The organism is Massilia sp. GCM10023247, from assembly GCF_042653325.1.
GTDB lineage: Bacteria > Pseudomonadota > Gammaproteobacteria > Burkholderiales > Burkholderiaceae_D > Telluria.
On record NZ_JBHSIB010000013.1, the window covers coordinates 120715 to 145025 of the forward strand.

Annotated in this window: 11 protein-coding genes and 1 pseudogene; 3 read left to right on the forward strand and 9 right to left on the reverse strand. The window is 63.9% G+C overall.

The annotated features are described in order from the left end of the window. Positions 1 to 52 precede the first annotated feature (52 nt). Together ACFPAH_RS14100 and ACFPAH_RS14105 are read right to left on the reverse strand one after the other, a co-directional pair. Complete coding sequence (locus tag ACFPAH_RS14100; RefSeq protein WP_379746458.1) at positions 53 to 922, reverse strand: EamA family transporter; 870 nt, start codon at positions 920 to 922, stop codon at positions 53 to 55. Between the two features lie 4 nt (positions 923 to 926). Beyond that, positions 927 to 2573 carry an NAD(P)/FAD-dependent oxidoreductase gene (locus tag ACFPAH_RS14105; protein ID WP_379746461.1) on the reverse strand — a complete coding sequence of 549 codons (1647 nt, stop codon included), beginning with the start codon at positions 2571 to 2573 and terminating at the stop codon, positions 927 to 929. Positions 2574 to 3163: 590 nt separating this feature from the next. Between ACFPAH_RS14105 and ACFPAH_RS14110 the strand changes: the two genes are divergently transcribed. Then, positions 3164 to 6220 carry a TonB-dependent receptor gene (locus ACFPAH_RS14110; protein ID WP_379746465.1) on the forward strand — a complete coding sequence of 1019 codons (3057 nt, stop codon included), beginning with the start codon at positions 3164 to 3166 and terminating at the stop codon, positions 6218 to 6220. A 111-nt stretch (positions 6221 to 6331) separates the two neighbouring features. Here the strand turns inward: ACFPAH_RS14110 and ACFPAH_RS14115 are convergent, their stop codons facing one another. After that, positions 6332 to 7054 carry a 16S rRNA (uracil(1498)-N(3))-methyltransferase gene (locus tag ACFPAH_RS14115; protein WP_379746468.1) on the reverse strand — a complete coding sequence of 241 codons (723 nt, stop codon included), beginning with the start codon at positions 7052 to 7054 and terminating at the stop codon, positions 6332 to 6334. 160 nt (positions 7055 to 7214) lie between these two features. Here ACFPAH_RS14115 and tkt point away from each other — a divergent pair, with 160 nt between their 5' ends. After that, a complete protein-coding gene (gene tkt, locus ACFPAH_RS14120) occupies positions 7215 to 9185 on the forward strand; it encodes a transketolase (RefSeq protein ID WP_379746537.1) in 1971 nt (656 codons plus the stop codon). Between the two features lie 90 nt (positions 9186 to 9275). Further along, on the forward strand, positions 9276 to 10286 hold the full coding sequence (gene gap, locus ACFPAH_RS14125) for a type I glyceraldehyde-3-phosphate dehydrogenase (RefSeq protein ID WP_379746471.1): 1011 nt from the start codon (positions 9276 to 9278) through the stop codon (positions 10284 to 10286). Positions 10287 to 10364: 78 nt separating this feature from the next. Here gap and ACFPAH_RS14130 read toward each other — a convergent pair. From ACFPAH_RS14130 to glnE, 6 genes and pseudogenes are all read right to left on the reverse strand, one after another. Then, positions 10365 to 10469, reverse strand: a pseudogene (locus tag ACFPAH_RS14130) (type I methionyl aminopeptidase); the annotation flags it as partial. A 204-nt stretch (positions 10470 to 10673) separates the two neighbouring features. Continuing rightward, positions 10674 to 13634 carry a TonB-dependent receptor domain-containing protein gene (locus ACFPAH_RS14135; RefSeq protein WP_379746475.1) on the reverse strand — a complete coding sequence of 987 codons (2961 nt, stop codon included), beginning with the start codon at positions 13632 to 13634 and terminating at the stop codon, positions 10674 to 10676. A gap of 341 nt (positions 13635 to 13975) precedes the next feature. Further along, positions 13976 to 14740 carry a type I methionyl aminopeptidase gene (map, locus tag ACFPAH_RS14140; protein ID WP_379746478.1) on the reverse strand — a complete coding sequence of 255 codons (765 nt, stop codon included), beginning with the start codon at positions 14738 to 14740 and terminating at the stop codon, positions 13976 to 13978. A 177-nt stretch (positions 14741 to 14917) separates the two neighbouring features. Next, positions 14918 to 17836, reverse strand: a complete 2919-nt coding sequence (locus ACFPAH_RS14145; protein WP_379746481.1) for a TonB-dependent receptor plug domain-containing protein — start codon at positions 17834 to 17836, stop codon at positions 14918 to 14920. 433 nt (positions 17837 to 18269) lie between these two features. Continuing rightward, positions 18270 to 21191 carry a TonB-dependent receptor plug domain-containing protein gene (locus ACFPAH_RS14150; RefSeq protein WP_379746484.1) on the reverse strand — a complete coding sequence of 974 codons (2922 nt, stop codon included), beginning with the start codon at positions 21189 to 21191 and terminating at the stop codon, positions 18270 to 18272. 295 nt (positions 21192 to 21486) lie between these two features. Beyond that, on the reverse strand, positions 21487 to 24237 hold the full coding sequence (gene glnE / locus ACFPAH_RS14155) for a bifunctional [glutamate--ammonia ligase]-adenylyl-L-tyrosine phosphorylase/[glutamate--ammonia-ligase] adenylyltransferase (protein ID WP_379746487.1): 2751 nt from the start codon (positions 24235 to 24237) through the stop codon (positions 21487 to 21489). Positions 24238 to 24311 lie beyond the last annotated feature (74 nt).

A 24311-nucleotide genomic window follows, 5' to 3' on the forward strand; every position in this document is an offset into this window, starting at 1 on the left:
GGATGTAGGGTGGAGTCCCCGACTCCACGCGTGTCAGCGCAGCCGCACGGTCTCAACCCCGTCCCGCCGTCGCCGCGCTCCCCGCGGTGGCCGCGACGATCAGCGCGATCGCCAGCCACTGCACCCCCGACAGCAGCTCGCCGAGCACGAAATATCCGGCCAGCGCGCCGATCGCCGGCCCGGCGCTGACCAGGATGCCGAACACGCGGCGCGGCAGGCGCGCCAGCGCCGCCATCTCCAGCGAGTAGGGCAGGATGCTCGACAAGAGGGCGACCGCCAGCCCGGCCGCCAGTACGGTCGGCGTGAACAACGCGCTGCCGGCCTGCGCCACGCCGAGGGGCACGGCGCACAGCGACGCCGCCAGCATGCCCCAGGCCACCGCATGGCCGCCTTCGAGGGTCGAGACGCGCTTGCCGAACACGATGTACATGGCCCAGCAAAAGGCCGCAGCCAGCGCCCAGGCGACGCCGATCGGGTCGAGCGGGGCGCTGCTGCCCGAATGCAGGGGGGAGAGCAGCCACAGCCCGACCGCGGCGCAGGCGACCCAGGCCACATCGCTGGCGCGGCGCGAGGACAGCAGGACGAGCGCCAGCGGCCCGGTCACTTCGATGGCGATCGCGACCCCGATCGGGATGCGCGCGAAGGCGGCATAGATGGTCAGGTTCATGCAGCCGAGCATGAGCCCATAGACGAGCAGGTTGCGGGCATCGGCCCGCGAGGGCGGGCGGCGCCAGGGCCGCCAGAACAGCAGCAGCAGGCAGGCCGCCAGGCCGACCCGCAGCGCGGTGACGCCGGCCGGGCCGACCAGCGGGAACAGCCCCTTGGCAAAGGCGGCGCCGACGTTCACCGACACCATCGACGCCAGGATGGCCAGCGCCGGCCCGAAGGGCGGCGCCGGGCGCGCAAGGCCGGCCGGCTGCAAGCGCCTAGTCCCGCAGCGCCGGTACCGGCACGCCCATGGACAGCGCCACCGCTTCGGCCACGCGGATGCCGTCCACGGCCGCCGACATGATGCCGCCGGCGTAGCCCGCGCCTTCGCCGGCCGGGAACAGGCCGCGCGTGTTCAGGCTTTGCAGGTCGTCGTCGCGGCGCTTGATGCGGATCGGCGACGAGGTGCGGGTCTCGACCCCGGTCAGCACGGCGTCTTCCTTGTAATAGCCCTTGATCTGCTTGTCGAAAGCGACGAAGGCCTCGCGCAGCGCGGTAATCGCGTATTCGGGCAGGGACGGGGCGAGGTCGGTCAGGTGCACGGCCGGGCGGAACGAGGGGATCACCGAACCGAATTCCCTGGACGGGACGCCGCGCACGAAGTCGCCCATCAGCTGGCCCGGCGCGTCGTAGTTGCTGCCGCCCAGGACATAGGCGCGCGATTCGAGTTCACGTTGAAAAGCAATCCCTGCCAGGGGATTGCCTGGGTAGCCCGGATAGTCTTCCGGCGTGATGCCGACCACGATCGCGCTGTTGGCATTGCGCTCGTTGCGCGAGTACTGGCTCATGCCGTTGGTGACGACGCGGCCTTCTTCGCTCGATGCGGCGACCACCGTGCCGCCCGGGCACATGCAGAAGCTGTAGACCGAGCGTCCGTTGGAGGCGTGGTGCACGATCTTGTAGTCGGCCGCGCCGAGGATCTTGTTGCCGGCGTTCGGGCCGAAACGGCAGACGTCGATCAGCGACTGCGGGTGCTCGACCCGGAAGCCGATCGAGAACGGTTTCGCTTCCACGTACACGCCGCGCTTGTACAGCATCTCGAAGGTGTCGCGGGCGCTGTGGCCGATGGCGACGACGAGGTGGTTGGTGGCGATTTCCTCGCCATTCGACAGCACCACGCCGCGTACCTGGCGCACGCCGCCTTCCTCGCTGACGACGATGTCGTCGACCCGGGTCCGGAAGCGGATTTCGCCGCCCAGCGCCAGGATCTCGGCGCGCATCTGCTCGACCATCTTGACCAGGCGGAAGGTGCCGATGTGCGGCTTGCTGACGTACATGATCTCTTCCGGCGCGCCGGACTTCACGAATTCGGTCAGCACCTTGCGCCCGTAATGCTTGGGGTCCTTGATCTGGCTGTACAGCTTGCCGTCGGAGAATGTGCCGGCGCCGCCTTCGCCGAACTGCACGTTCGACTCGGTGTCGAGCTTGCGCTTGCGCCAGAAGCCGAAGGTGTCGACGGTACGCTCGCGCACGACCTTGCCGCGCTCCAGCACCAAGGGATTCAGGCCCATCTGGGCCAGGATCAGCGCCACGAACAGGCCGCAAGGGCCCATGCCGATCACGACCGGGCGCGGCGTGCCGGCCGGCGGACGCGGGGCGTCGACGAATTTATAGCCGGTGTCGGGCGAGGGCAGGATATAGGGGTCTTGCTTCAGGCGCGCCAGCACCGCCGCTTCGTTGCGGACTTCGACGTCGATCGCATAGATCAGGACGATCGCCGTCTTCTTGCGCGCATCGTAGCTGCGCTTGAAGACGTTGAAGTCGACCAGGTCGCCGACCTCGATGCCGAGCCGCGCAACGATGGCGTCGCGCAGGGCGTGGTCAGGGTGGTCGAGGGGGAGTTTGAGTTCGTTAATGCGCAGCATGTCAGTTCCGTAAGCGCCGGCGCCGCCCTGCGCCGAGCGCAGGCATCCGGTATGGCCAAACCGCTATTCTACCTGTTCACTTCCGTTGAACCAATCGACTCCGCACCGCGGGCCCGACCGCGCTGGCATCCTTACCTATCCCTTCGTACTGCACCCAGTTCTCATGCATAAGGGAAAGGTTTAGTCCATTTCCGCATCCAATTTGTGCGGTGCAAAATTATTTGCTGACGCAGGCGAAGCGTTTCTCTGAGCGTACTACTGACATACAGAACAGTGCACCAATTTGGTGCGTTCATGAACAATTGCTGTGCTGCACCGCACCACGCAGGGGAAGGAAAATTTTAGGAAAACTATTTTTTTAGAAACTGTTGCGAATATGCACACGCGACGTTTTCAATCGTTGACACTGGGAGTTTCGGCATGATTATATGCATGAATTCATAATTATTGATTAAGTTCAATAGCATGAATTTTTCGTTTTATTCAAAACGAGAGAAAGCGGTAAGAAGTTAGTACGAGTGATTTGGCAGCGAAAAACAAGACCCGTCATCCGCATGGATGATTGAATAAATACAGACAGGAAATCACAAATGTTGAAGAAAACCGTTTTAGTGCACGCATTGACGTTGGCGTTCAGTGGCGCAGCGCTGACCGTCGGCGTCATGCACCCGGCCATGGCCCAGTCGAACGCGACCGGTACCGTGTACGGTAGCGTCACTCCAGGCGCCGACGTGCGCGTGGTGATCGAGAATGCCGCGACCGGCCTGCGCCGCGTCATCACCCCGGATGCGCAAGGCCGCTTCCGTGCGACCGCACTGCCGAGCGGCAGCTACACCGTGTCGCAGATGAAGGGCGAGACGGTCGTCTCGACCACGCAAGTGGAAACGAGCATCGGCCAAGGCTCGGAAGCCGTGTTCCCGCAAGCCGCGGCCATGCAAACGGTTACCGTTACCGGCCAGCGCCGCACGATCGACGTCACCAGCACCACCGCCGGCGCAACCTTCAACGCGCGCCAGCTGGCTGCGCTGCCGATTGCACGTAACGTCGAGGCGATCATCCAGCTGGCACCGAACACCACCCGCGCCGACTCGCGTTTCGCCGGCGGTGCTTCGTTCGGCGGCGGCGCTGCATCGGAAAACTCGTACTACATCAACGGCTTCCCGGTCGTCAACCCGCTGACCGGCCTGGGCGCGTCGCAGCTGCCGTTCGGCGCCATCGCTGAAGCGCAGGTCCTGACCGGCGGCTTCGGCGCCGAATTCGGCCGTTCGATCGGTGGTGTGGTCAACATCATCACCAAGAGCGGTACCAACACCTGGGAAGCAGGCGGCATCGTCACCTGGGAACCGGAACAGTGGCGTGCCAGCCCGCGCGACATTTTCTACGCCAACACCGGCGCCCCGGAAAATGCACGCACCGACGGCACCCTGCGCCTCGCGCGCTACCAGAACACCCAGGAACGCAAGGTCTATGGTGGCTACGTCGGCGGTCCGATCATCCAGGACAAGCTGTTCTTCTTCGCTTCGGCCGAGAAGACCGAAACCGATTCGGGCACTGTCAACGGCTTCCGCGTCGGCACCTCGAACCTGCGTAACGGCTGGCGCGATACCAACAGCAAGATCGAGCGCTACATGGCGAAGGTCGACTGGAACATCACCGACAACCACCGCCTCGAATTCACCGCGCTGGGCGACACGCCGGAAGTGACGAATGCCGACCGCGGCTTCGACTACGCGACCCGCTCCGCGGTCGGTCCCGTGACCTCGCGTGCCACCCGCATCAACATCGACAACAACGGTGGCAAGACCAACATCCTCAAGTACACCGGTAACCTGAGCGACGACCTGACCGTGACCGCCCTGTACGGCCGCACCAAGTCGAAGCACGAGAACATCTTCCCGGGCTACCAGCCTGACCTGTTCCAGGTATCGGCAGCGCCGGCCGCCCAGGTGCCAGGCGTGACCTACAGCAACCCGCAAGGCATCACCGGCACCATCGTGGCGCCAGGCTCGATGGACGACGTCAAGTCGGGCCGTTTCGACATCGAATACCGCCTGGGCGACCACACCCTGCGCGGCGGTATCGACCAGACCAAGATCGCATCGCTGAAAGCCGGCGACCTGCGCGCCGGTGGCGGTATCTGGACCTACCAGCGCAGCCTCACGCCGAACCAGTCGATCGACACGGTGGCAGGCTTTACCATCCCGTCGCCCGCAAGCGGCGGTGGCTACGGCACCCAGGGTTACTACGTGACCCGCGACCTGTTCTCGACCGTCACCGATTCCTACGGCGAGCAGAGCGCAATCTACCTCGAAGACAAGTGGCAGGTCACGCCGAACCTGCTGCTGACCCTCGGTGTCCGCAGCGAGTCCTTCGAAAACCAGAACGACAGCAAGACGACGTTCCTGGAAATGAAGAACCAGATCAATCCGCGCTTCGCCGCTTCGTGGGACGTCTTCGGTGACGCCAGCCTGAAAGTGTTCGGTACCGCCGGCCGCTACTCGGTGCCGATCCCGACCCATATCTCGGTGCGTGGTGCCGGCCGTTCGCTGTTCACGGCCCAGTACTTCACCTACAGCGGCGTGGATGCCAACGGCGCCCCGACCGGCCTGGTGCAGCTGAGCCCACCGCTGTCGAACAATAACGAGTACAACCAGGACAAGGTCGTCGAGACCCTGGCTGCACTGGACATGAAACCGTCCTTCCAGGATGAGGTGTCCGTCGGCTTCGAGAAAGCCTGGTCGCCAAGCCTGAACTTCGGCGGCAAGGCCACCTACCGCAAGCTGAAGCAGACCATCGACGACTTCTGCGACGTGCGTCCGTTCGAACGCTATGCTGAAGCGAACGGCATTTCGATCGACAACCCGCTGTGGGGTAATACCTGCCAGACGTTCAACCCTGGCCAGGACAATACCTTCATGGTGGACTTCGCCGGCGATCCAAAACGCCTGACCAAGGTGTTCCTGAGCGCCGAAGACCAGCGCTTCCCGAAACCGCGCCGTACCTACGCCGCGATCGACCTGTTCGCCGAGCACCCATTCCGCAATGGCTGGTATGGCAAGGTGAACTACACCTGGTCGAAGAACAAGGGCAATACCGAGGGTCAGGTTCGTTCGGACAACGGTCAAGCTGACGTCGCTGTGACCTCGACCTGGGATTACCCTGAGCTGATGATCGGCGCCGACGGCTTGCTGCCGAACGACCGCGAGCACCAGATCAAGGCGTATGGCTTCTACGAAGTCACCAAGGAAATCGTGGTTGGCGGTAACGTGCTGTTCGCGTCGGGCCGTCCGCGCAGCTGCATCGGCAGCGAAGCCAACCCGGCTGCCAGCGGCTCGCCGAACTACTCGAACCAGACTTTCTGGTGCCTGGGTGCGACGCGTGCGCAAAACGTCATCACCCCGCGTGGTAGCCTGGGCCGCCTGCCTTGGGACAACCGCCTGGACATGAACGTTGCTTACAAGCCGTCGATCCTGCCTGGCCTGCAAGTGCGTCTGGACGTGTTCAACGTGTTCAACCGCCAGGTTGCGCAGAACGTGACCGAAGCCTACAACGCCGCTGCGCTGGTCAGCAGCATCTACGGCACCCCGCTGTCGTTGACCGCACCGCGTTCGGGCCGTGTCTCGGTCACGTACGACCGCAAGTTCTGATCGGTTTCGATTACGACTTGTATGCCAGCGGGGGCTTGCTTCCGCTGACAACGACAAAACGCCCCGGCTTGCCGGGGCGTTTTTTATTGCTCGTGCGGTAACTGGAAGCCCTTACATTCCACCCCACAATCCGTTCAGTGCGGCCAGCGCTGCCAGGGCTGCGGTCTCGGTGCGCAAGACGCGTGGGCCGATCGACAGGGGCAGGGCGCCTGCCGCAACGGCTGCTTCCTCCTCTTCCATGCTGAACCCGCCTTCGGGGCCGACCAGCAGGGTCACCTCGCATGGACCGCATGCTGCCCATTCGGCCAGGCTGCGGGACGCGCGCGGCGAAAACAGGATGCGCTGCCCGGCAGCCGGCATGCCGAGCCAGCGTCCGAAGTCCGTCACCGGCGCCAGCCGCGCCAGGCGGTTGCGCCCGCACTGTTCCGACGCCGCTACGATTACGCCCTGCCAGTGTGCGTGGCGTTTTTCCGCGCGCTCGCCCGACAGGCGCACCACGCTGCGCTGGGCCGCCAGCGGCTGCACCGCCGCCACCCCGAGTTCGACCGCCTTTTCGATGATCCAGTCCATCTTCGAGCCCTCCGGCAAGCCCTGCGCCAGGGTGATGGAGTAGGGCAGCTCGACCTCGACCGCCTCGAACCCGACGACGGCCGCGCTCGCGCGCTTCTTGCCGGTTTCAAGCAGCGTTGCCTGGTACTGGCCGCCCTTGCCGTCGAACAGGGTCAGTGCGGCGCCGGGTTGCAGGCGTACCACATGCAGGTGGTGGGCAACGGACTCGGGCAAGTCGACGGTGCCGCCGACCGCGAGCGGCTGGGAACAGAAGAAACGGGGCATGCGGCTCCTATCTATGTGGACAACAAACCCTGCATTTTAATTCGGCAGCGATGGGGCAGGTAAGCGCTCTGGTAAAATACCGGGCTACGGCCAGCCGCACCGCCTCCGCCTCCAATCCAGACCACCGTTTTTCATGAAACCTATGCAAACCACTACCCTGATGGCCAACGCGATTCGCGCGCTGGCAATGGACGCCGTCCAGAAAGCCAACTCCGGTCACCCTGGCATGCCGATGGGCATGGCGGAAATCGCCGTCGCGCTGTGGGACAAGCACTATCGCCACAACCCGGCCAACCCAGGCTGGATGAACCGCGACCGTTTCCTGCTGTCGAATGGCCACGGTTCGATGCTCCACTACGCGCTGCTGCACCTGTCCGGCTACGACCTGTCGATGGACGACATCCGCGACTTCCGCCAGCTGCACTCGAAGACCCCGGGCCACCCGGAAGTGCATATCACGCCGGGCGTGGAAACGACCACCGGCCCGCTGGGCCAGGGTATCGCCAACTCGGTCGGCATGGCGCTGGCCGAGTGGCTGCTGAGCTATGAATTCAACCGTCCGGGCTTCGAGGTGGTGGACCACTACACCTACGCCTTCCTGGGCGACGGCTGCCTGATGGAAGGCATCTCGCACGAAGTCGCCTCGCTGGCCGGCACGCTGCGCCTGAACAAGCTGATCTGGCTGTACGACGACAACGGCATCTCGATCGACGGCAAGGTCGAAGGCTGGTTCACCGACGACACCCAGAAACGTTTCGAGGCCTATGGCTGGAACGTGATCCCGGCCGTCGACGGCCACAACGTGAGCGCCGTGTCGAACGCGATCGAGCAGGCGAAACAGTCGGACCGTCCGACCCTGATCTGCTGCAAGACCATCATCGGCAAGGGCGCCCCGAACCTGGAGGGCGGCGACAAGGTCCACGGCGCTCCGCTGGGCGACAAGGAAATCGCGGCCGTGCGCCAGCACCTGGTCTGGGACCCGATCCCGTTCGACATTCCCGGCGAAATCTACCAGGCCTGGGACGCAAAGGCGCGCGGCGCCGAGCTGGAAAACAGCTGGAACGCCATGTTCGCCGCATACCGCGCGCAGCATCCGGAGATGGCCGCCGAACTCGAGCGCCGCATGAAGGGTGAACTGCCGGGCAACTTCAACGAGGTGCTGGACGCGGCGATTGCCACCTGCATCGACAAGAAGGAAACGATTGCCACCCGCAAGGCCTCGCAGAACGCGATCCAGGCCCTGGCCCCGGTGCTGCCGGAATTCCTGGGCGGCTCGGCCGACCTGACCGGCTCCAATCTGACCAACTGGAAAGAGTCGGTCGCCGTGCGTTCGGGCATCGCCGGCAACCACATCAACTACGGCGTGCGCGAATTCGGCATGGCCGCGATCCAGAACGGCGTCGCCCTGCACGGCGGCTTCATCCCGTTCGGCGCGACCTTCCTGACCTTCTCGGACTACAGCCGCAATGCGCTGCGCATGGCTGCCCTGATGAAGATCCGCTCGCTGTTCGTGTTCACCCACGACTCGATCGGCCTGGGAGAAGACGGCCCGACCCACCAGTCGATCGAGCACGTCTCGTCGCTGCGCCTGATCCCGAACCTGGACAACTGGCGTCCGTGCGACACGGTCGAATCGCAGGTTGCCTGGGGCGCGGCAGTCCAGCGCCGCGACGGCCCGTCGACCCTGATCTTCTCGCGCCAGAACCTGCCGTTCATGGAGCGCGATGCCGCGGCCGTGGCGAACGTCGCCAAGGGCGGCTACGTGCTGCGCGACGCCGCCGACGCCAAAGTCATCCTGATCGCCACCGGTTCCGAAGTCGAACTGGCGGTCAAGGCAGCCGACGCGCTGGCAGGCGAGGGCATTGCCGCACGCGTCGTCTCGATGCCGTCGACCGACGTGTTCGAACGCCAGGATGCAGGCTACAAAGCAAGTGTCTTGACGCGCGGCACGCCTCGTGTTGCCATTGAGGCAGGTGTGACCGATTTCTGGTACAAGTATGTCGGTTTGGAAGGTGCTGTCGTCGGCATCGACACCTTCGGCGAATCGGCACCGGCACCGGTGCTGTTCAAGCATTTCGGCTTCACCGTCGAGAACGTCGTGGCCAAGGCCAAGGGCGTGATCGCGGCATAAGAACAAGGTAGACAAGGTCGCATGAGGGAGCCGCCGTGAGCGGCTTTCCTCCTGCCTGCTAACGGTTTTTTTTAATCAGGAGCAAAGAGTATGACCATCAAGGTTGCAATCAACGGCTATGGCCGCATCGGCCGTAACATCCTGCGTGCTTTCTACGAAGGCGGCAAGAAGCAGGACATCCAGATCGTCGCCATCAACGACCTGGGTAATGCCGAGTCGAACGCGCACCTGACCCGCTACGACACCGCCCACGGCAAGTTCCCGGGCACCGTCACGGTCGAAGGCGACAACATGATCGTCAACGGCGACCCGATCCGCGTGTTCGCGCAGCGTAACCCGGCCGAGATCCCATGGGGCGAGCTGGGTGTGGACGTGGTGCTGGAGTGCACCGGCTTCTTCACCACCAAGGAGAAGGCCTCGGCCCACCTGAAGGGCGGCGCCAAGAAAGTCATCATCTCGGCACCGGGCGGCAAGGATGTCGACGCGACCATCGTGTACGGCGTCAACCAGGACGTGCTGAAGTCGTCCGACACCGTGATTTCGAACGCCTCCTGCACCACCAACTGCCTGGCCCCGCTGGTCAAGCCGCTGCATGACGCGATCGGCCTGGAAACCGGCCTGATGACCACCGTGCACGCCTACACCAACGACCAGGTGCTGACCGACGTGATGCACGAAGACCTGCGCCGCGCCCGTTCGGCCACCCAGTCGATGATCCCGACCAAGACCGGCGCCGCCGCCGCGGTCGGCCTGGTGCTGCCTGAGCTGAACGGCAAGCTGGACGGCTTCGCGATCCGCGTGCCGACCATCAACGTCTCGATCGTCGACCTGACCTTCATCGCCAAGCGCGACACGACCGTCGACGAAGTCAACCAGATCATGCAGTCGGCTTCGGAAGGCGCGCTGAAGGGCGTGCTGACCTACCAGACCGAACCGCTGGTCTCGGTCGACTTCAACCACAACCCGGCATCGTCGAACTTCGACGCCACCCTGACCAAGGTCTCGGGCCGCCTGGTGAAAGTGTCGTCGTGGTACGACAACGAGTGGGGCTTCTCGAACCGCATGCTCGACACCACTGTCGCGCTGATGAGCGCGAAGTAACCCGCGCGTCGAAAGCGCTACAAAAAACCCGCCGAACGGCGGGTTTTTTTTGTCTCCTGCTTTCTGGAACGGGAAGTCTCAGGCTTTTGACCAAGGCGTCAGGACCTCGTAGCCGTGGCTCGTCACGAAGATCATGTGTTCCCACCGGGCGGACAGCGAGCCGCCACGCGTGACCACGGTCCAAAGTCGTCGAGCTGGGCCACCTTGTGGACACCTTGCGGATGTATTCGTTGCAGCGGTGGTCGAGTCCTTCGATAGAGACGCTGGAAACGACGTACTCGCCGATCATCTCCAGCACCTCGACAGCCATGGCGGCGACGCGCATTTCGCGACGGAATAAAAAAACGCCGGGCGAACCCGGCGTTTTCAAGTCCTAAAAAGGAAGGATCAGAGCGCCACGCGCACGCCGGCGTACCAGCGGCGGCCGATCGGATCGTAGGTGCCAGCAGCGGTCTCAGTACCCGTGTTGCTACCCGGCAGGCCCGAAATGATCGCCGGAGGCTGGGTGTCGAACGCGTTGTTCAGACCAAAGTACAGCTCGGTACCCTTGGCCACTTCGTACGACGCCTGCAAGTCAGTGTAGGTACGCGAACCGAACTTGACCGTTGTCTCGTCGCCCAGGAACTGGTCGTCCAGTGCCGAGCGGCCGATGTAGGTCATGGTCGCGCTGACGCTGACGTTGTTCCACTTGTAGCCGATGTCGAACAGTGCCTTGTTCTTCGGTGCGCCGATTTCGCCTGCGAACGGATCCTTCTCGGCACCCGGCAGCGGGATGACGAAGCCTTCCTTGACGTAGGTATAGGCCAGCTTGGTCGACAGGCGGCCAGGGCCGACGCGATCGTTCCAGGCGGCGGTCAGGTCGATACCCTCGGTCGTGAAGCCGCCGGTGTTCGACACAGCGGTGTCGACCAGGTCCAGCGAACCGGCGCTGTTGGCGCCGACGGCGGCCGGGCGGCGGGTGATGAACGAGCACAGCGCCGGGTTCGAACCGCTATAGCAGCTTTCCAGGGCGTACTGACGCGGGGTGCTCAGGATGGCGTCGGCGATCTTGATGTTGAAGTAGTCAGCCGTGAAGGTGAAGCGCTTCAGCACATCGATCGAACGCGGGGTCCAGACCACGCCGAAGGTGGTCGAACGGCCTTTTTCCGCCTCCAGATCCGGGTTGCCGCGGTTGTAGCCGCTGACGCCCTGGATGTCGGACTGGTTCAGGGTGAACGCACCGTTGGCGGCGATGTTCGCTGCCACGCCCGGGTTGGCGCGGCACAGTGCGGCGTACGGGCCGCCCGAGGTGGCGGTCACGCCCAGGCAGGGATCGTTCAGGCCGGACGGGAAGTCCTGGCTCGGTGCCTGGAACAGCTCGTTGATGTTCGGCGCACGGGTCGACAGCGAACGGGTGCCGCGAAGCTTGACGTCGTTAACGACAGTCCACTCGAGGCCGGCGTTCCAGCTATTGGTGTTACCCACCGACGAGTAGTCGCCGCGACGGAAGGCACCCAGGAAGTTCAGTTCCTTGGCAAACGGCACGTCTTTCAGCAGCGGCACGCGGGTTTCGAGGAAGATTTCCTTGACGCTGAATTCACCCGCGGTCGGCGGCGTTGCGTTGCCGGCGTTCAGACCAGCCTGGGTCAGGGCGTCCGGCACGGCGCTCGAGAATTCCTTGCGCCATTCGAAACCTGCTGCCACGCCCAGCGGGCCGGCCGGCAGATCCCAGACTTCGCCGTTGATCTGGCCGCCCACCAGTTTCTGGGTGGTGCGGGTCAGCAGCGAGCCCGGTGCAGTGACGTATTTCAGCGCTTCCGGCGAGATGGTGTTGAAACCGAACACGTTGATCGGCACGCAACCTTGCAGACGTGCGTCGGCGCTGGCGCACACCGGGGCGCCGCCGTTCGCGCCTGGAACCGCCTGCAGTGCCTGGGCGAAGTTCAGGACATTGACCTGGCCGCTCGACTCCTGGGCTTCCTTAGTCTGGCCATAGCCGCCGTAGACTTCATAGTTCCAGGTCTTCCAGGCATCGAATTCGCCCTTGACACCGGTCACGAAGCGGAAGGTGTCGCGGTCCGCATTGCTGCCACGGGTACCCACTTCCGACAGGCGGCGGGTGAAGTAGTAGTCAGGAATGCCGTCGCCATCGTTGTCGCTGATGCGGTCGTAGAGGTACTGCGGTACCAGCGGGTTCCTGACCAGGGCGCCGTTGACCAGGGAGCCAGCCGGCACTTGGCCGCCGGTCGACGGGAAGATGTCTTCTGCACCCAGTGCGAACGGTTCGATGGTCGAGGATACCTTGGAGGAGGCGTAAGTGCCTTCCATGAAGATCCGGGTCTTCTCGTTGACATTCAGCTCGCCGTTGGCGGCGAACAGGTAGCGCTCGACCGGCACGGCGATCGAACGGAACTCGTTACGGTTGAAACCGGTAGCCTGGCCGCCATTAAGGCCGTTGGTGTTAACCGGAATAACATTGCCGTTCCGGTCATAGGTGAATGAGCCGCTGTCCGGGAAGAAAGTGCCCTGCGGTGCAAAGCTGGAGTAGAAAGGACGCTGGACGCGGAACGGGTATGCGCCGCCGACGGCCGCGGAGTAGCTAGCCTGCTGGTCGACAGCGGAACGCTCACGGTCGCGCGACCACACCTGGCCCTCGCGCGAGTAGCCCAGGTGGCCCATCAGGAAGCCCTTGTCGTTGCTGGTGCCAAGGGTAGCCGAGAACTTGCGCTTCTGGTCGTCGCCCTCGAAGCTCTCGCCCATCTGGGCGTCCAGCATGATGCCGTCGAAGTTGCGCTTGGTGATGATGTTGACCACGCCTGCAACGGCGTCGGAGCCGTAGGCTGCCGAGGAGCCACCGGTCAGGAGTTCGACGCGCTCGATGAAGTCGGTTGGAATCGAGTTCAGGTCGACTGCGGATTCGCCCGGGATACCCGAGACGAAACGGCGGCCATTGACCAGCACCAGGGTACGCGAGGTGCCCAGGTTACGCAGGTCGACGGTGGCGACGCCTACGCTGGCGGTCTGGAAAGCCGAATTGGTACGGCTGATTGCAGGCGAGCCCATGGTCGGGTTGTCCAGCAGCACCTGCTGCAGGTTGGTGGCGCCCGATGCGGCGATGTCGGCGGCCGACAGCACCTGCAGCGGGGACGGCGAATCCGCGTTCGGTGAACGGATGCGCGAACCGGTCACCTCGATGCGCTGCATCGCTGGCGCCTGACCTTCGGCTGCGGCTGCCTGCTGCTGGGCAGCACCGCTTTGGTTTTGCCCGCCTTGGGTCTGCATCTCTTGCGCGTATGCAGCGCCCATGCCCACGGCCAAGCCGCTCAGGCAGATCGCGCGGATCGACCGGGACAAGATGGTTTCCATCATGGTGAAACACTCCTCAGAAAAATTTCGACGTGAAAACAACATTGTTTTAGTCAAATCAAAGACTCAACACGTTATGAGTGTAATCGGCTTCGTATTGACAATTTCTAATGGAAGCATTGAGACTTACATTTTGTCAATTACCAACACTCATTAGTTTTAAATGTGTTGCAAAATTGTTTAAAAATAAATTGTGGACCTTTACTGTGCGCCTGGCCCGTTGTAAGGAAGCGGAGTCTCAGGCGCAACCGGGTAGGGGCCGCCCCTTCCCCGTCCCGAAGGCCTGATCGAACCGCGGACGAAAAAAAACCCGCCTGTGGCGGGTTTTTGCTGATTGCAACGAGTTAGCGTTTCGGCCACGGCGTCAGGATTTCAAAGCCGTTCGCCGTCACGGCGATCATGTGTTCCCACTGGGCCGAGAGCGAGCCGTCGCGCGTGACCACGGTCCAGCCGTCGTCCAGCTGGGCCACTTCGTCGTCGCCGGCGTTGATCATCGGCTCGACCGTGAAGGTCATGCCTTCCTTGAGCAGCAGGCCCGTGTTCGGGCGCCCGTAGTGCAGCACCTGCGGGTCTTCGTGGTAGACGCGGCCGATGCCGTGGCCGCAATAGTCGCGTACCACCGAATAGCCGGCGCTTTCCGCCAGCTTCTGGATCGCGTGCCCGACGTCGCCCAGGCGCGAGCCGGGGCGCACCGTGCGGATGCCCGCCATCATGCACTCGTAGGTGGTGTCGACGAGGCGCTTTGCCTCGGGGCTCGGGGTGCCCGCGTAATACATGCGGCTGGTGTCGCCGTGCCAGCCTTCCTTGATCACGGTGACGTCGATGTTGACGATGTCGCCGTCCTTGAGGATTTCCTTCTCGCTCGGGATGCCGTGGCAGACCACGCCGTTGACCGAGGTGCACAGGGTTTTCGGAAAGCCGTGGTAGCCGACGTTGGCCGGCGTGGCATTTTGCACCTTGCGGATGTACTCGTTGCAGCGGCGGTCGAGCTCCTCGGTGGAGACGCCGGGAACGACGTATTCCCTGATCATTTCCAGCACCTCGGCGGCCATGCGGCCGGCGACGCGCATCTTCGCGATGTCCTTGTCGTTCTTGAGTTTGATTGCCATTGTTCGTTTTCGGATAGCCGCGGCCGTGCCGCGCAATCCGCCATGATACCGCGTCGGGTGCGGCTGTGCCGGGTCAGGCGGGGGCGAGGGTAGGGGCAGCGAAAAAAATGCCCGCCCGGCAGGGCCGGGCGGGCATTCGGTCAGGTCTTCAGGAAAGGGTCTTGCGACCCTGTTCCATTAGAACGACTGGTTGTAGCGGACGTAGAAGAAGCGATCGATCGGCAGGTCAGCATCCACCGACGAGGCCGATGCTTGCGTGTTGTACACGATGCGTGGCTGCTTGTCGAAGACGTTGTTGATACCGAACAGGATGCGGCTGTTGAACGAAGTCTTGTAGCCGACGCTCATGTCATGGATCGTGACCGAGCCCAGCTTGTTCGCGCCGGTGCCCCAGGTGGTCTCGGCCTTAGGCATGTTGCACTCGATATTGTCCTTCACAGAGTAGCAAGAATCCTTGACCGGGCTGTAGTAACGGAAGCCCCAGTTGGCGCTCCAGTTGCCCATCGACCAGTCGATCGAGTTGTTCGACTTCACGCGGTTGTAGAAGTACTCGCCGGCGTACTCGTTCCACTCCGAAGCAGCGCTGCTGCGGGTACGGAAGCTGTCGGTGTACGAGGTTTCGCTACGCAGGCTGAACTGGCCGTAGGCGGTGCGTGGCAGGCGGTAGTTGATCGCCAGGTCCAGGCCTTCGGTTTCCATCTCGCCCAGGTTGGCGTTGCCGCGCGACAGCTGGCTGATCTGGCCGGTCGCGTCACGCTTGATCGCGCCGCAGAAGTTCGGGTTGCCCGAGATGTAGCACTGGTTCGCCACATAGGTCGCGCCGATTGCGGTGATGCGATTGTCGATGGCAATGTTGTACCAGTCCAGGCCAACGGTGAAGCCAGGCACGAACGACGGGCTGTACACGAAGCCGGCGGTCTTGGTGACGGCCGTTTCCGGGGTCAGGAACTGGTTGCCGGCGCCCGAGTTGAATGCCACCAGGCCCTGGGAGCCGGTCGCGTTCTCGATCGGGGTGCCTGCCTGTTGCAGCTGACGGTAGGTCGGGCTGGTGCCTGCAGCGACGCAACGTGCCAGGACGGCCGGGTTGCGCGATGCTTCGCCGAACTGCGTGTCGCATGGGTCGAGGAAGGTGTCGAACGATTGCGAGCCGCCGCCGGAGATGTCGTCCACGGTCGGTGCGCGGAAGCCTTCAGCCCAGGTACCGCGGAACAGCACGTCCTTGACCGGCTTCCACATGAAGCTGGCCTTGCTGTTGTTGGTCACGCCGAAGTTGCTGTAGTCGGAGTGGCGGGTTGCCAGGTTGAAGCTCAGCAGTTCAGCGAACGGCTTGGCCTTCAGCACAGGGATGTTCAGCTCGGCGTAGGCTTCGCGAACGCTGTAGCGGCCGACGGTTGCCTGGCCCGACAGGTTGGTCGAGTAGCCCGACTGCGAGAACTGGTCAGGAATGTCGTAGCCCTTGACTTCGCGGTGCTCGATACCGACTGCCAGGCCCAGCGCGCCGGCTGGCAGCTGGAACAGTTCGCCGGCGATGTCGGCGTTGGCGTTGTTGATGGTCGAACCGTAGGTCTTGGTGCCCGTGGTGTTGATGAACTTCAGCGCTTCCGGGGTCGAAGCCGATGGGCCGCCGATGATGTCGAACGGGGTGCACGCGGCCAGGCCGATCGGCGCGCCCGGGGTGCCGCACTGGACGATGCCCGAAGCGTTCATGAACGATGGGCCCAGGGCCTGCTTCAGGTTCAGCAGGTTGACGTTGCCGTTGTCCTGTTGCGTGCCCGACAGCTTGTTGTGGTTGTAGCTGACGCTCCAGTTCCACGCCAGGTCCCGGACGGTGAAGTCGCCTTCCAGGGCTGCATCGAGGTGCAGGGTGCGGTTTTCATTCTCCGTCACGCGCTTCAGTTCGATGGTGCGGCGCTGGAAGTACAGGTCCTGGCCGTTGCCGGCACCGGCGACCTGGTTGCCGTACGGGTTGTAGTAGCTGTCCTTGTCGATGTAGACCGGATAGTTGCCCTGCGAGGTCGACTGCAGCGGATAGCCGGCGATGGTGCGGACGGCCTTGCGCTGCGAGTACATCGCGGTGGTCTTCAGGCGCATCTCTTTCGGCAGCGCGATCTCGCCCTTGACGAACAGGGTGTCGAGGCGGGTCGGCGACAGCAGGTCCATGTCCTGCGACGAGTTGTACTTGTCTTCGTTCGCGCCGGCGTACGTGTGGTAGCTGTTCGGATCGCGCGAATTGGCGCCGACGCCGACGCCGTCATACGAACCGGTGTGGTTCAGCATGCGGTTGAAGAAACGGCCTGCGTTCAGCGGGTTACCGTCCTTGTCCTTGCGCAGGGCGATATCGCCACCGCCGGTTACCGGGTTCACAGGAGCGATACGGCCCCATGGAGCGGCGCCGAGGCCGGCGAACGGGTGGGCCGGACCGTAGGAGGTCGAGGTGATGTCGCGGGTCTGGGTGTTGACGATACCCTGGGTGGTGTGCGACAGGCCGAACATCAGCGAAGCCTTGTCGTTGTTGGCACCGTAGCTCAGCGAGAAGTCGTTGTTCTTGCCGTCGCCTTCCTGATTGCGGCCGGTGTACAGCGACAGCTGGCCGCCTTCCATGCTCTTCTTCAGGATGATGTTGATCACGCCGGCGATTGCATCCGAGCCGTAGACCGACGAAGCGCCATCCTTCAGGATTTCCATGCGCTCGATCATCGACGATGGAATGGTCGACAGGTCGGTGAAACCGGCGGCGCTCTGGGTCCAGCGCTTGCCGTCCACCAGCACCAGCAGGCGGTTCGAGCCCAGGTTGCGCAGGCTGACGTACTGGCCGCCGGCTTCGGCGTTCGAGGTCAGCGAGCCGCTGCGGCTGAAGTCAGGCGCGCCGGCCGACGACATGTTGTTCAGGATGTCACCGACGGTCACGAGGCCGGTCTTCTGGATCTGTTCCTGGCTCATGATCTGGATCGGCTGGGCCGTTTCCAGGTCAACCTGGCGAATGCGCGAACCGGTGACTTCAACGCGCTGCAACGGCTGCGATGCTTCTTGAGCGAACGCAGCGTTCATGCCGAGGGCCATACCGCCCAGGCAGATCACGCGGATCGACCGGGACAAGATTGTTTCCATCATATTGCAAAACTCCTAGGTGAAGACGCAGCCTTGCTGGATCCCAGCAGTGCCGCAACGGAAGGTGTCGCTGTGCGCGACTGATCGAAAGCTGTGGCGGACCTTAATGATCTGTCCATCATCTTCTGGACATGCATAGAAGCATCCTAGCAATGTTTCTGTCAATGAATCCGATGAAAATTCTGTTACTGTTGCGCAAATGCGTATTTACAGATAGCAGATTTTACAAATCACTCTTGACGATTCGGCACCTATGCTCTAAAGGCGAATATTCGCTGCCTGAAGCGGGGGCGAGGCAGGAGAATGGCGGGTGGCGCGATGGCGGCAAAGGAGAAACGCCCGTTTCAACGGGCGAAAAAAAAGCCCGCCGAAGCGGGCTTTTCGGGACCCGCGCGGGGCGGGTCTCGATGTCAAGCCGTCCTTAGAAGGCCTGGTTGTAGCGCACGTAGAAGAAGCGGTCGATCGGCAGGTCCGGGTTCACCGACGACGATGACGCGTTGCCGCCGAAGTTCGACGCCGTGTTGTAGACGACGCGCGGCTCCTTGTTGAACACGTTGTTGGCACCGACCAGCAGCTTGCCCTTCCATGGGAAGGCATAGCCGACCGACAGATCGTTGTACGTGGTCGAGCCATGCTTGCTGTTGCCCTTGCCCCAGCTCTGCATTGCGTTCGGATTGTCGCACTCGGCCACCAAAGTCGCGGTGTTCGACCAGCAGCGAACCTTGGTGCCGCTGTAGTAGCGGGCGGCCCAGGTGGCGCTCCAGTTGCCCATGTTCCAGTCCAGCGTCAGGTTCGACTTCACGCGGTTGTAGTAGTACTCGCCGGCGTACTCGGTCCAGGTGCTGGTCGGCGTGGTGCGGGTGCGGAAGGAATCGACATAGGTCGTTTCCGAACGCACGCCAAACTGGCCGTAGGCGGTGCGCGGCATGCGGTAGCCGATGCTCAGGTCCATGCCTTCGGTTTCCATCTCGCCCAGGTTCGTGTTGCCACGCGACAGGCCGGTGATCTGGCCGGTTGCATCACGGGTGATGGAGGAGCAGAAGCTCGGCGTATTGAACACGTAGCACTGGTTCAGCAGGTACGGGGTCGTGACACCCGAAATGCGGTTCTCGATGCTGATGTTGAACCAGTCGAGGCCGACGGTCAGGCCAGGCACGAACGATGGGCTGTAGACCAGGCCCAGGGTTTTCGTGATGGCCGTTTCCGGAGTCAGCGAGTCGTTGCCGATACCCTGGACGAACGGGTAAGGCGTCTGCGAGCCGCCTGCAGGCACGTTGGCGCCCGATTGCTGCTTCTGGCGGAAGCCCGCCGGCACGCCGGCGGCGGCGCAGCGCGCAGCGACAGCAGCATCGCCCGCGGCAGCGCCGAAGGCGCTGTCGCATGGGTCGAGGTAGGAGTCGAAGGACTGGCCGCCACCGCCGAAGGTGTCACCCAGGGCAGGGGCACGGAAGCCTTCGGCCCAGGTGCCGCGTGCCAGCAGGTCCTTGATCGGCTTCCACATGAAGCTGGCCTTGCTGTTGGTCGTGGTGCCGAAGTTGCTGTAGTCGGAGTGGCGCGACGCCAGGTTGACGTTCAGCAGTTCCGCGAACGGCAGGTCTTTCAGGATCGGCACGTTGACTTCGAGGTAGGCTTCCTTGACGGTGTACTTGCCGTAGGTGGCATTGCCGGCGAGGTCGGTCGAATAGCCCGACTGCTCGAACTGGCCCGGCTGGTCGTAGCCGCTGACTTCGCGGTACTCGAGGCCGCCTGCGACGCCGATCGCGCCGGCTGGCAGGGTGAACACTTCGCCGCTCAGGTCAGCCGTTGCGCTGGTGACCTTGCTGCCGTAAGTCGCCATGCCGCTCGACATGACATACTTCAACGCTTCTGGCGTAGACGCCGACGGGCCACCGAGTATGTCGAACGGTACGCACTCGAGCAGCGAGACCGGCGCCGCAGCGGTGCCGCACTGGACCACGCCCTGTGCGTTACGGAACGACGGGCCGAGGGCCTTCTTCAGGTTCAGCAGGTTGATGTTACCCGTGCCCGCGACCGAGCCTTCGACATTATTGTAGTTGTAGGCAGCGCCCCAGTTCCATGGCTTGCCTGCAATCTCGAAGTCGCCATTCAGCGCGACGTCGATGTGCAGGGTGCGGTTGGTGTTTTCGCTGCCGCGCGGTACTTCGACGGTGCGGCGGGCGAAGAACAGGTCGATGCCGGTGCCCGGTGCAACACCAGGCGCCTGGTTGCCGTACGGGTTGTAGTAGCTGTTCTTGTCGACGTAGACCGGGTACTTGCTCTGGGAGGTCGAGGAGAGCGGATAGCCGGCGATCTGACGGCTCGAGACGCGTTGCGCGTACATCGCGGTCGAGCTCAGTTCGATGCCCATCGGCAGCGCGACCGTGCCCTTGGTGAAGATCGAGGTCAGGCGGTTCGGCGACGTGAACATCATCTGCTGCGTCGCGTTGAACAGGTCCTCGTCCGCGCTGGCGAAATTGTGGTAGTTCGCCTGGTTGCGCGAGTCCGCGCCGACGCCCACGCCGTCATAGGTGCCGGTATGGTTGAGGATGCGATTGAAGCCGCCGTTGGTGCCGGCTGCGTTGAGCGACAGCCCGCCGCCGTTGGCCGGGTTCACCGGCTGGATCCGGCCCCATGGGCCGCCGCCGAAGCCGGCGTTGAAGTGTGCCGGGCCGAAGCTGCTGGCCGTAATGTCGCGGTCCTTGGCCCAGACGGCGCCCTGGTCGCTGTGCGACAGGCCGAACATGATGTTCGCCTTGTCGTTGCCGGCACCGTAAGAGAGGGTGTAATCGGTGTTCTGGCCGTCGCCCTTTTCGTTCTCGCCGACGTAGACGCTGGCCAGGCCGCCTTCGAGCGACTTCTTCAGGATGATGTTGACGACGCCTGCAATGGCGTCCGAACCATAGATCGACGAAGCGCCGTCCTTCAGCACTTCGATACGCTCGATCATCGTCGCAGGCACGGTCGACATGTCGGTGTAGCCGAGGACGGTGGTCGTCCAGCGGCGGCCGTTGACCAGTACCAGCAGGCGCTGCGAGCCGAGGTTGCGCATGTTGATGAACTGGCCGCCCTGTTCGCGGCTTGCGCCCAGGGTCGAGCCCTTGCTGAAGGCTGGGGTGCCGGCTACCGACATGTTGTTGATGATGTCGCCGACGGTAATCAGGCCAGTCTTCTGGATCTGCTCCTGGGTCATCACCTGGACAGGTTGCGCAGTTTCCAGGTCAACCTGGCGGATGCGCGAACCCGTGACTTCGACGCGTTGCAGGGCCTCTTGAGCCTGCGCTACGGAAATCATGGACTGAAGGGCGACGGCGACTGCCAGCGCGATCTTGGTACGTTGTTGCATGTGCTCTCCGGATTATTTGCCGCTCGAGACGGCTGTTTCTGTAAATAGCAACGTCGCGTGTGTAAAGACGCATCCCTATGAAAGCATTGAATATTGATTAATGTCAATACTTGAGGGATAACAACATGTGTCTTGAAAACAACGCAGTTGTATTTACCGGAAATAACCCGAAAGTCAGTACCTGTATAGACAGGATCGAGCGCGCAGCGGCGTGCCGAACTTCCCCTAAAACAGGATAAGTTCGGCTATCGTGGGCCAATATAGGAGGTATGGAATGTGCGGGCCGACCCGGCGGTCAACCGAAACATGCTTCCCACAGGCGCAGCACCCGCGCTGCATCCTCACGCACCAGCACGGGATCGACCCGTGCTTCGCGCCCTTGCAGGCGCAACTGGTGCTGCAGCTTGCGCATCGCCCGGTAGGCATCGGCGACGCCGGTGGCCAGGTCCTTGTCGATCAGGCCGAGTTCCGCGCTGCGGTGCAGCAAGGCGATATTGCCGGCGTTGGCCGTCAATTGCGGATGCACCGCGGCGTAGCGCAGCACCAGGTACTGGACGATGAATTCGATGTCGATCATGCCGCCGCTGTCCTGCTTCAGGTCGAACAGCGCGCTACGGTTCGGATAAGCCTCGTGCATGCGCTTGCGCATCGCGAGTACCTCGGCCTTGAGCTGCCCGGCTTGCGCGCTGCGGTCGCGCCGCAGCACGGCTTCGCGGATCGCTTCGAAGCGGGTCCCGATGGCGGCGTCGCCGGCGCAGAAACGGGCGCGGGTGAGCGCCTGGTGTTCCCAGACCCAGGCGGCGTTGTGCTGGTAGCGCTCGAAGGCCGCCAGCGAGCTGACCAGCATGCCGCTGGCGCCGTCCGGGCGCAGGGCGGTGTCGATGTCGAACAGGATGCCGGCCGGCGTGTGCGCCGTCATCCAGGTGATGAAGCGTTGCGCCAGCTTCGCGTAGTTCGATGGCGCCATGTCGTCCTCGTCGTCGAACAGGAAGATGACGTCGAGGTCGGACACGTAGCCGAGCTCCTTGCCGCCCAGCTTGCCGTAGGCGATGACGGCGAAGCGCGGTTCCTCGATGTGGCGGCTGGCCACCGTGCGCCAGGCCCAGCGCACGGTGGCGGCGACGACCACGTCGGCCAGCGCGGACAGGTGGTCGGCGAGGCGCTCGACCGACAGCTCGCCAGCGAGGTCGAGCGCCAGCAGCCGGAACAGCTGGGCATGGTGGGTTTCGCGCAGGATGTCGAGCTGGCGCTCGGTGTCGCCTGCGGCTTCGAGCAGGCTGGCGTCGAGGCTGGCCGCCAGCGCGGCCGGCTCGTCGATGCCGCCGCGGTCGTCCAGCAGTTCGTCGAGCAGGATCGGATGCAGCGTCAGGAAGGTGGCGGCCCAGCCGCTGGCATGCATCATGCGGATCACGCGCTCGAGCGTGTGCGGGTATTCGGTCAACAGCGACAGGTAGGCCGAACGGCGCGCGATCGCTTCCAGGAAGTCGAGCAGGCGCCCGAGCGTGGCGCCGTGGCTGCCGACGCCGGCTTCCTCGACGATGGCGGCCACCTGCGGCAACGCCAGGTTGACCAGGGCCAGCAGGCGGGTGCGGCTGGCGTCGGGCAGGCCCTGCAGGCGCGGCGCGTTCCATGTGCCCGCCAGCCGGCGCGCACTGTCGGCCGGGTCGTCGTAGCCCAGTCCCGCCAGGTGGGTGGCGATGGCCTTGAGGGCCTCGGGGTCGGCGGCGATGTCGTCCAGTCCGGCGCCTTCCTCGTCGGCCGGGGCGCTCTTGTCGGCGAACATGTCGTCGAACTGCGCGGCCACGAAGGCGCGCGTCTGCTCCAGGCGCGCGAGCAGGGTGGCGACGTCGGGCATGCCCATCATCGCCGCCACCGCCAGGCGGTCGGCCTCGTTCACGGGCAGGGTATGGGTCTGGGCGTCTTCCAGGTATTGCAGGCGGTGCTCGAGGTTGCGCAGGAAGGCGTAGGCTTCGAGCAGGCGCTCGACGACCTCGGGCGCCAGCAGCGCGCGCTCGCCAAGCAGGCGCAGCGTCCGGCGCGTCGAGCGCTCGCGCAGGGCCGGGTCGCGCCCGCCACGGATAAGCTGGAACACCTGGGCCAGGAATTCGATCTCGCGGATCCCGCCGCGCCCCAGCTTGACGTTATTGCTGCGGTCCGGATGCAGGCGCTCCTGGCGGTTGACCTCGGCGCGGATCTGGGCGTGCATGTTGCGGATCGCGTCGATCACGCCGAAGTCGAGGTAGCGGCGGAACACGAAGGGGCGCACGACCGCCTCCAGCGCCGCGATGTCCTCCTCGGTGCCGGTGACGGCGCGCGCCTTGACCCAGGCGTAGCGTTCCCATTCGCGGCCCTGGACGATCAGGTATTCCTCGACCATGTTGAGGCTGGCGGCGAGCGGTCCGGAATTGCCGTTCGGGCGCAGCGCCATATCGACGCGGAACGTAAAGCCGTCCTCGATCACTTCGGACAGGGCGCCGATCAGGCGCCGCCCGAGGCGGATGAAAAATTCGTGGTTCGAGAGCTGGCGCTGGCCCGGTCCGGCCGCCGTTTCCCCGTCTTCCGGATAGACGAAGATGAGGTCGATGTCCGACGACACGTTGAGTTCGCCACCGCCTTGTTTCCCCATTGCCAGCACCAGCATCTCTTGCGGCCGGTTCGATTCGGCGCCGACCGGCATGCCGTGGGCGGCCACCAGCTCGGCCATCAGGTCGGCCAGGTGGGTGCGGATGGCGAAATCGGCCAGGCCCGTCATGGCGCTGACCACTTCGTCGAGGTCGGCGCGGCCTTCGAGGTCACGCCGGATCAGGCTGCAGACCAGCAGGTTGCGCAGGCGGCGCATGGCGCGCGGCAGGCCGATCCCGCTTGCCAACTCCTGATCCAATAACGCGCCGAAATCCGGGCAGGCCAGCGATAATCCGCTCAAGGCCGAGATGCGCTCGGCGCGGCCAGGGGCGGCATCGACCCAGCGTTGGTAGTAGCGCGAGTAACGCTGTGGTTCCAGTTGTGGTGCTGGCTGTGGTGCGCAGGCGGTGGAAGCAGGGGGCATGGGACGGTCCGGCAGGAGTGGAAAAGCGGGGCCGGCAAGCATGCTTGCGGTAAAATTGCCCGCCGTGCCGCCCC

Bases quoted from the DNA above. Each gene is read 5' to 3' on its own strand.
- map (WP_379746478.1), bottom strand. From the start codon at position 14,740: ATGGCAATCAAACTCAAGAACGACAAGGACATCGCGAAGATGCGCGTC.
- ACFPAH_RS14110 (WP_379746465.1), top strand. From the start codon at position 3,164: ATGTTGAAGAAAACCGTTTTAGTGCACGCATTGACGTTGGCGTTCAGT.
- ACFPAH_RS14150 (WP_379746484.1), bottom strand. From the start codon at position 21,191: ATGCAACAACGTACCAAGATCGCGCTGGCAGTCGCCGTCGCCCTTCAG.
- glnE (WP_379746487.1), bottom strand. From the start codon at position 24,237: ATGCCCCCTGCTTCCACCGCCTGCGCACCACAGCCAGCACCACAACTG.
- tkt (WP_379746537.1), top strand. From the start codon at position 7,215: ATGGCCAACGCGATTCGCGCGCTGGCAATGGACGCCGTCCAGAAAGCC.
- gap (WP_379746471.1), top strand. From the start codon at position 9,276: ATGACCATCAAGGTTGCAATCAACGGCTATGGCCGCATCGGCCGTAAC.
- ACFPAH_RS14135 (WP_379746475.1), bottom strand. From the start codon at position 13,634: ATGATGGAAACCATCTTGTCCCGGTCGATCCGCGCGATCTGCCTGAGC.
- ACFPAH_RS14105 (WP_379746461.1), bottom strand. From the start codon at position 2,573: ATGCTGCGCATTAACGAACTCAAACTCCCCCTCGACCACCCTGACCAC.
- ACFPAH_RS14115 (WP_379746468.1), bottom strand. From the start codon at position 7,054: ATGCCCCGTTTCTTCTGTTCCCAGCCGCTCGCGGTCGGCGGCACCGTC.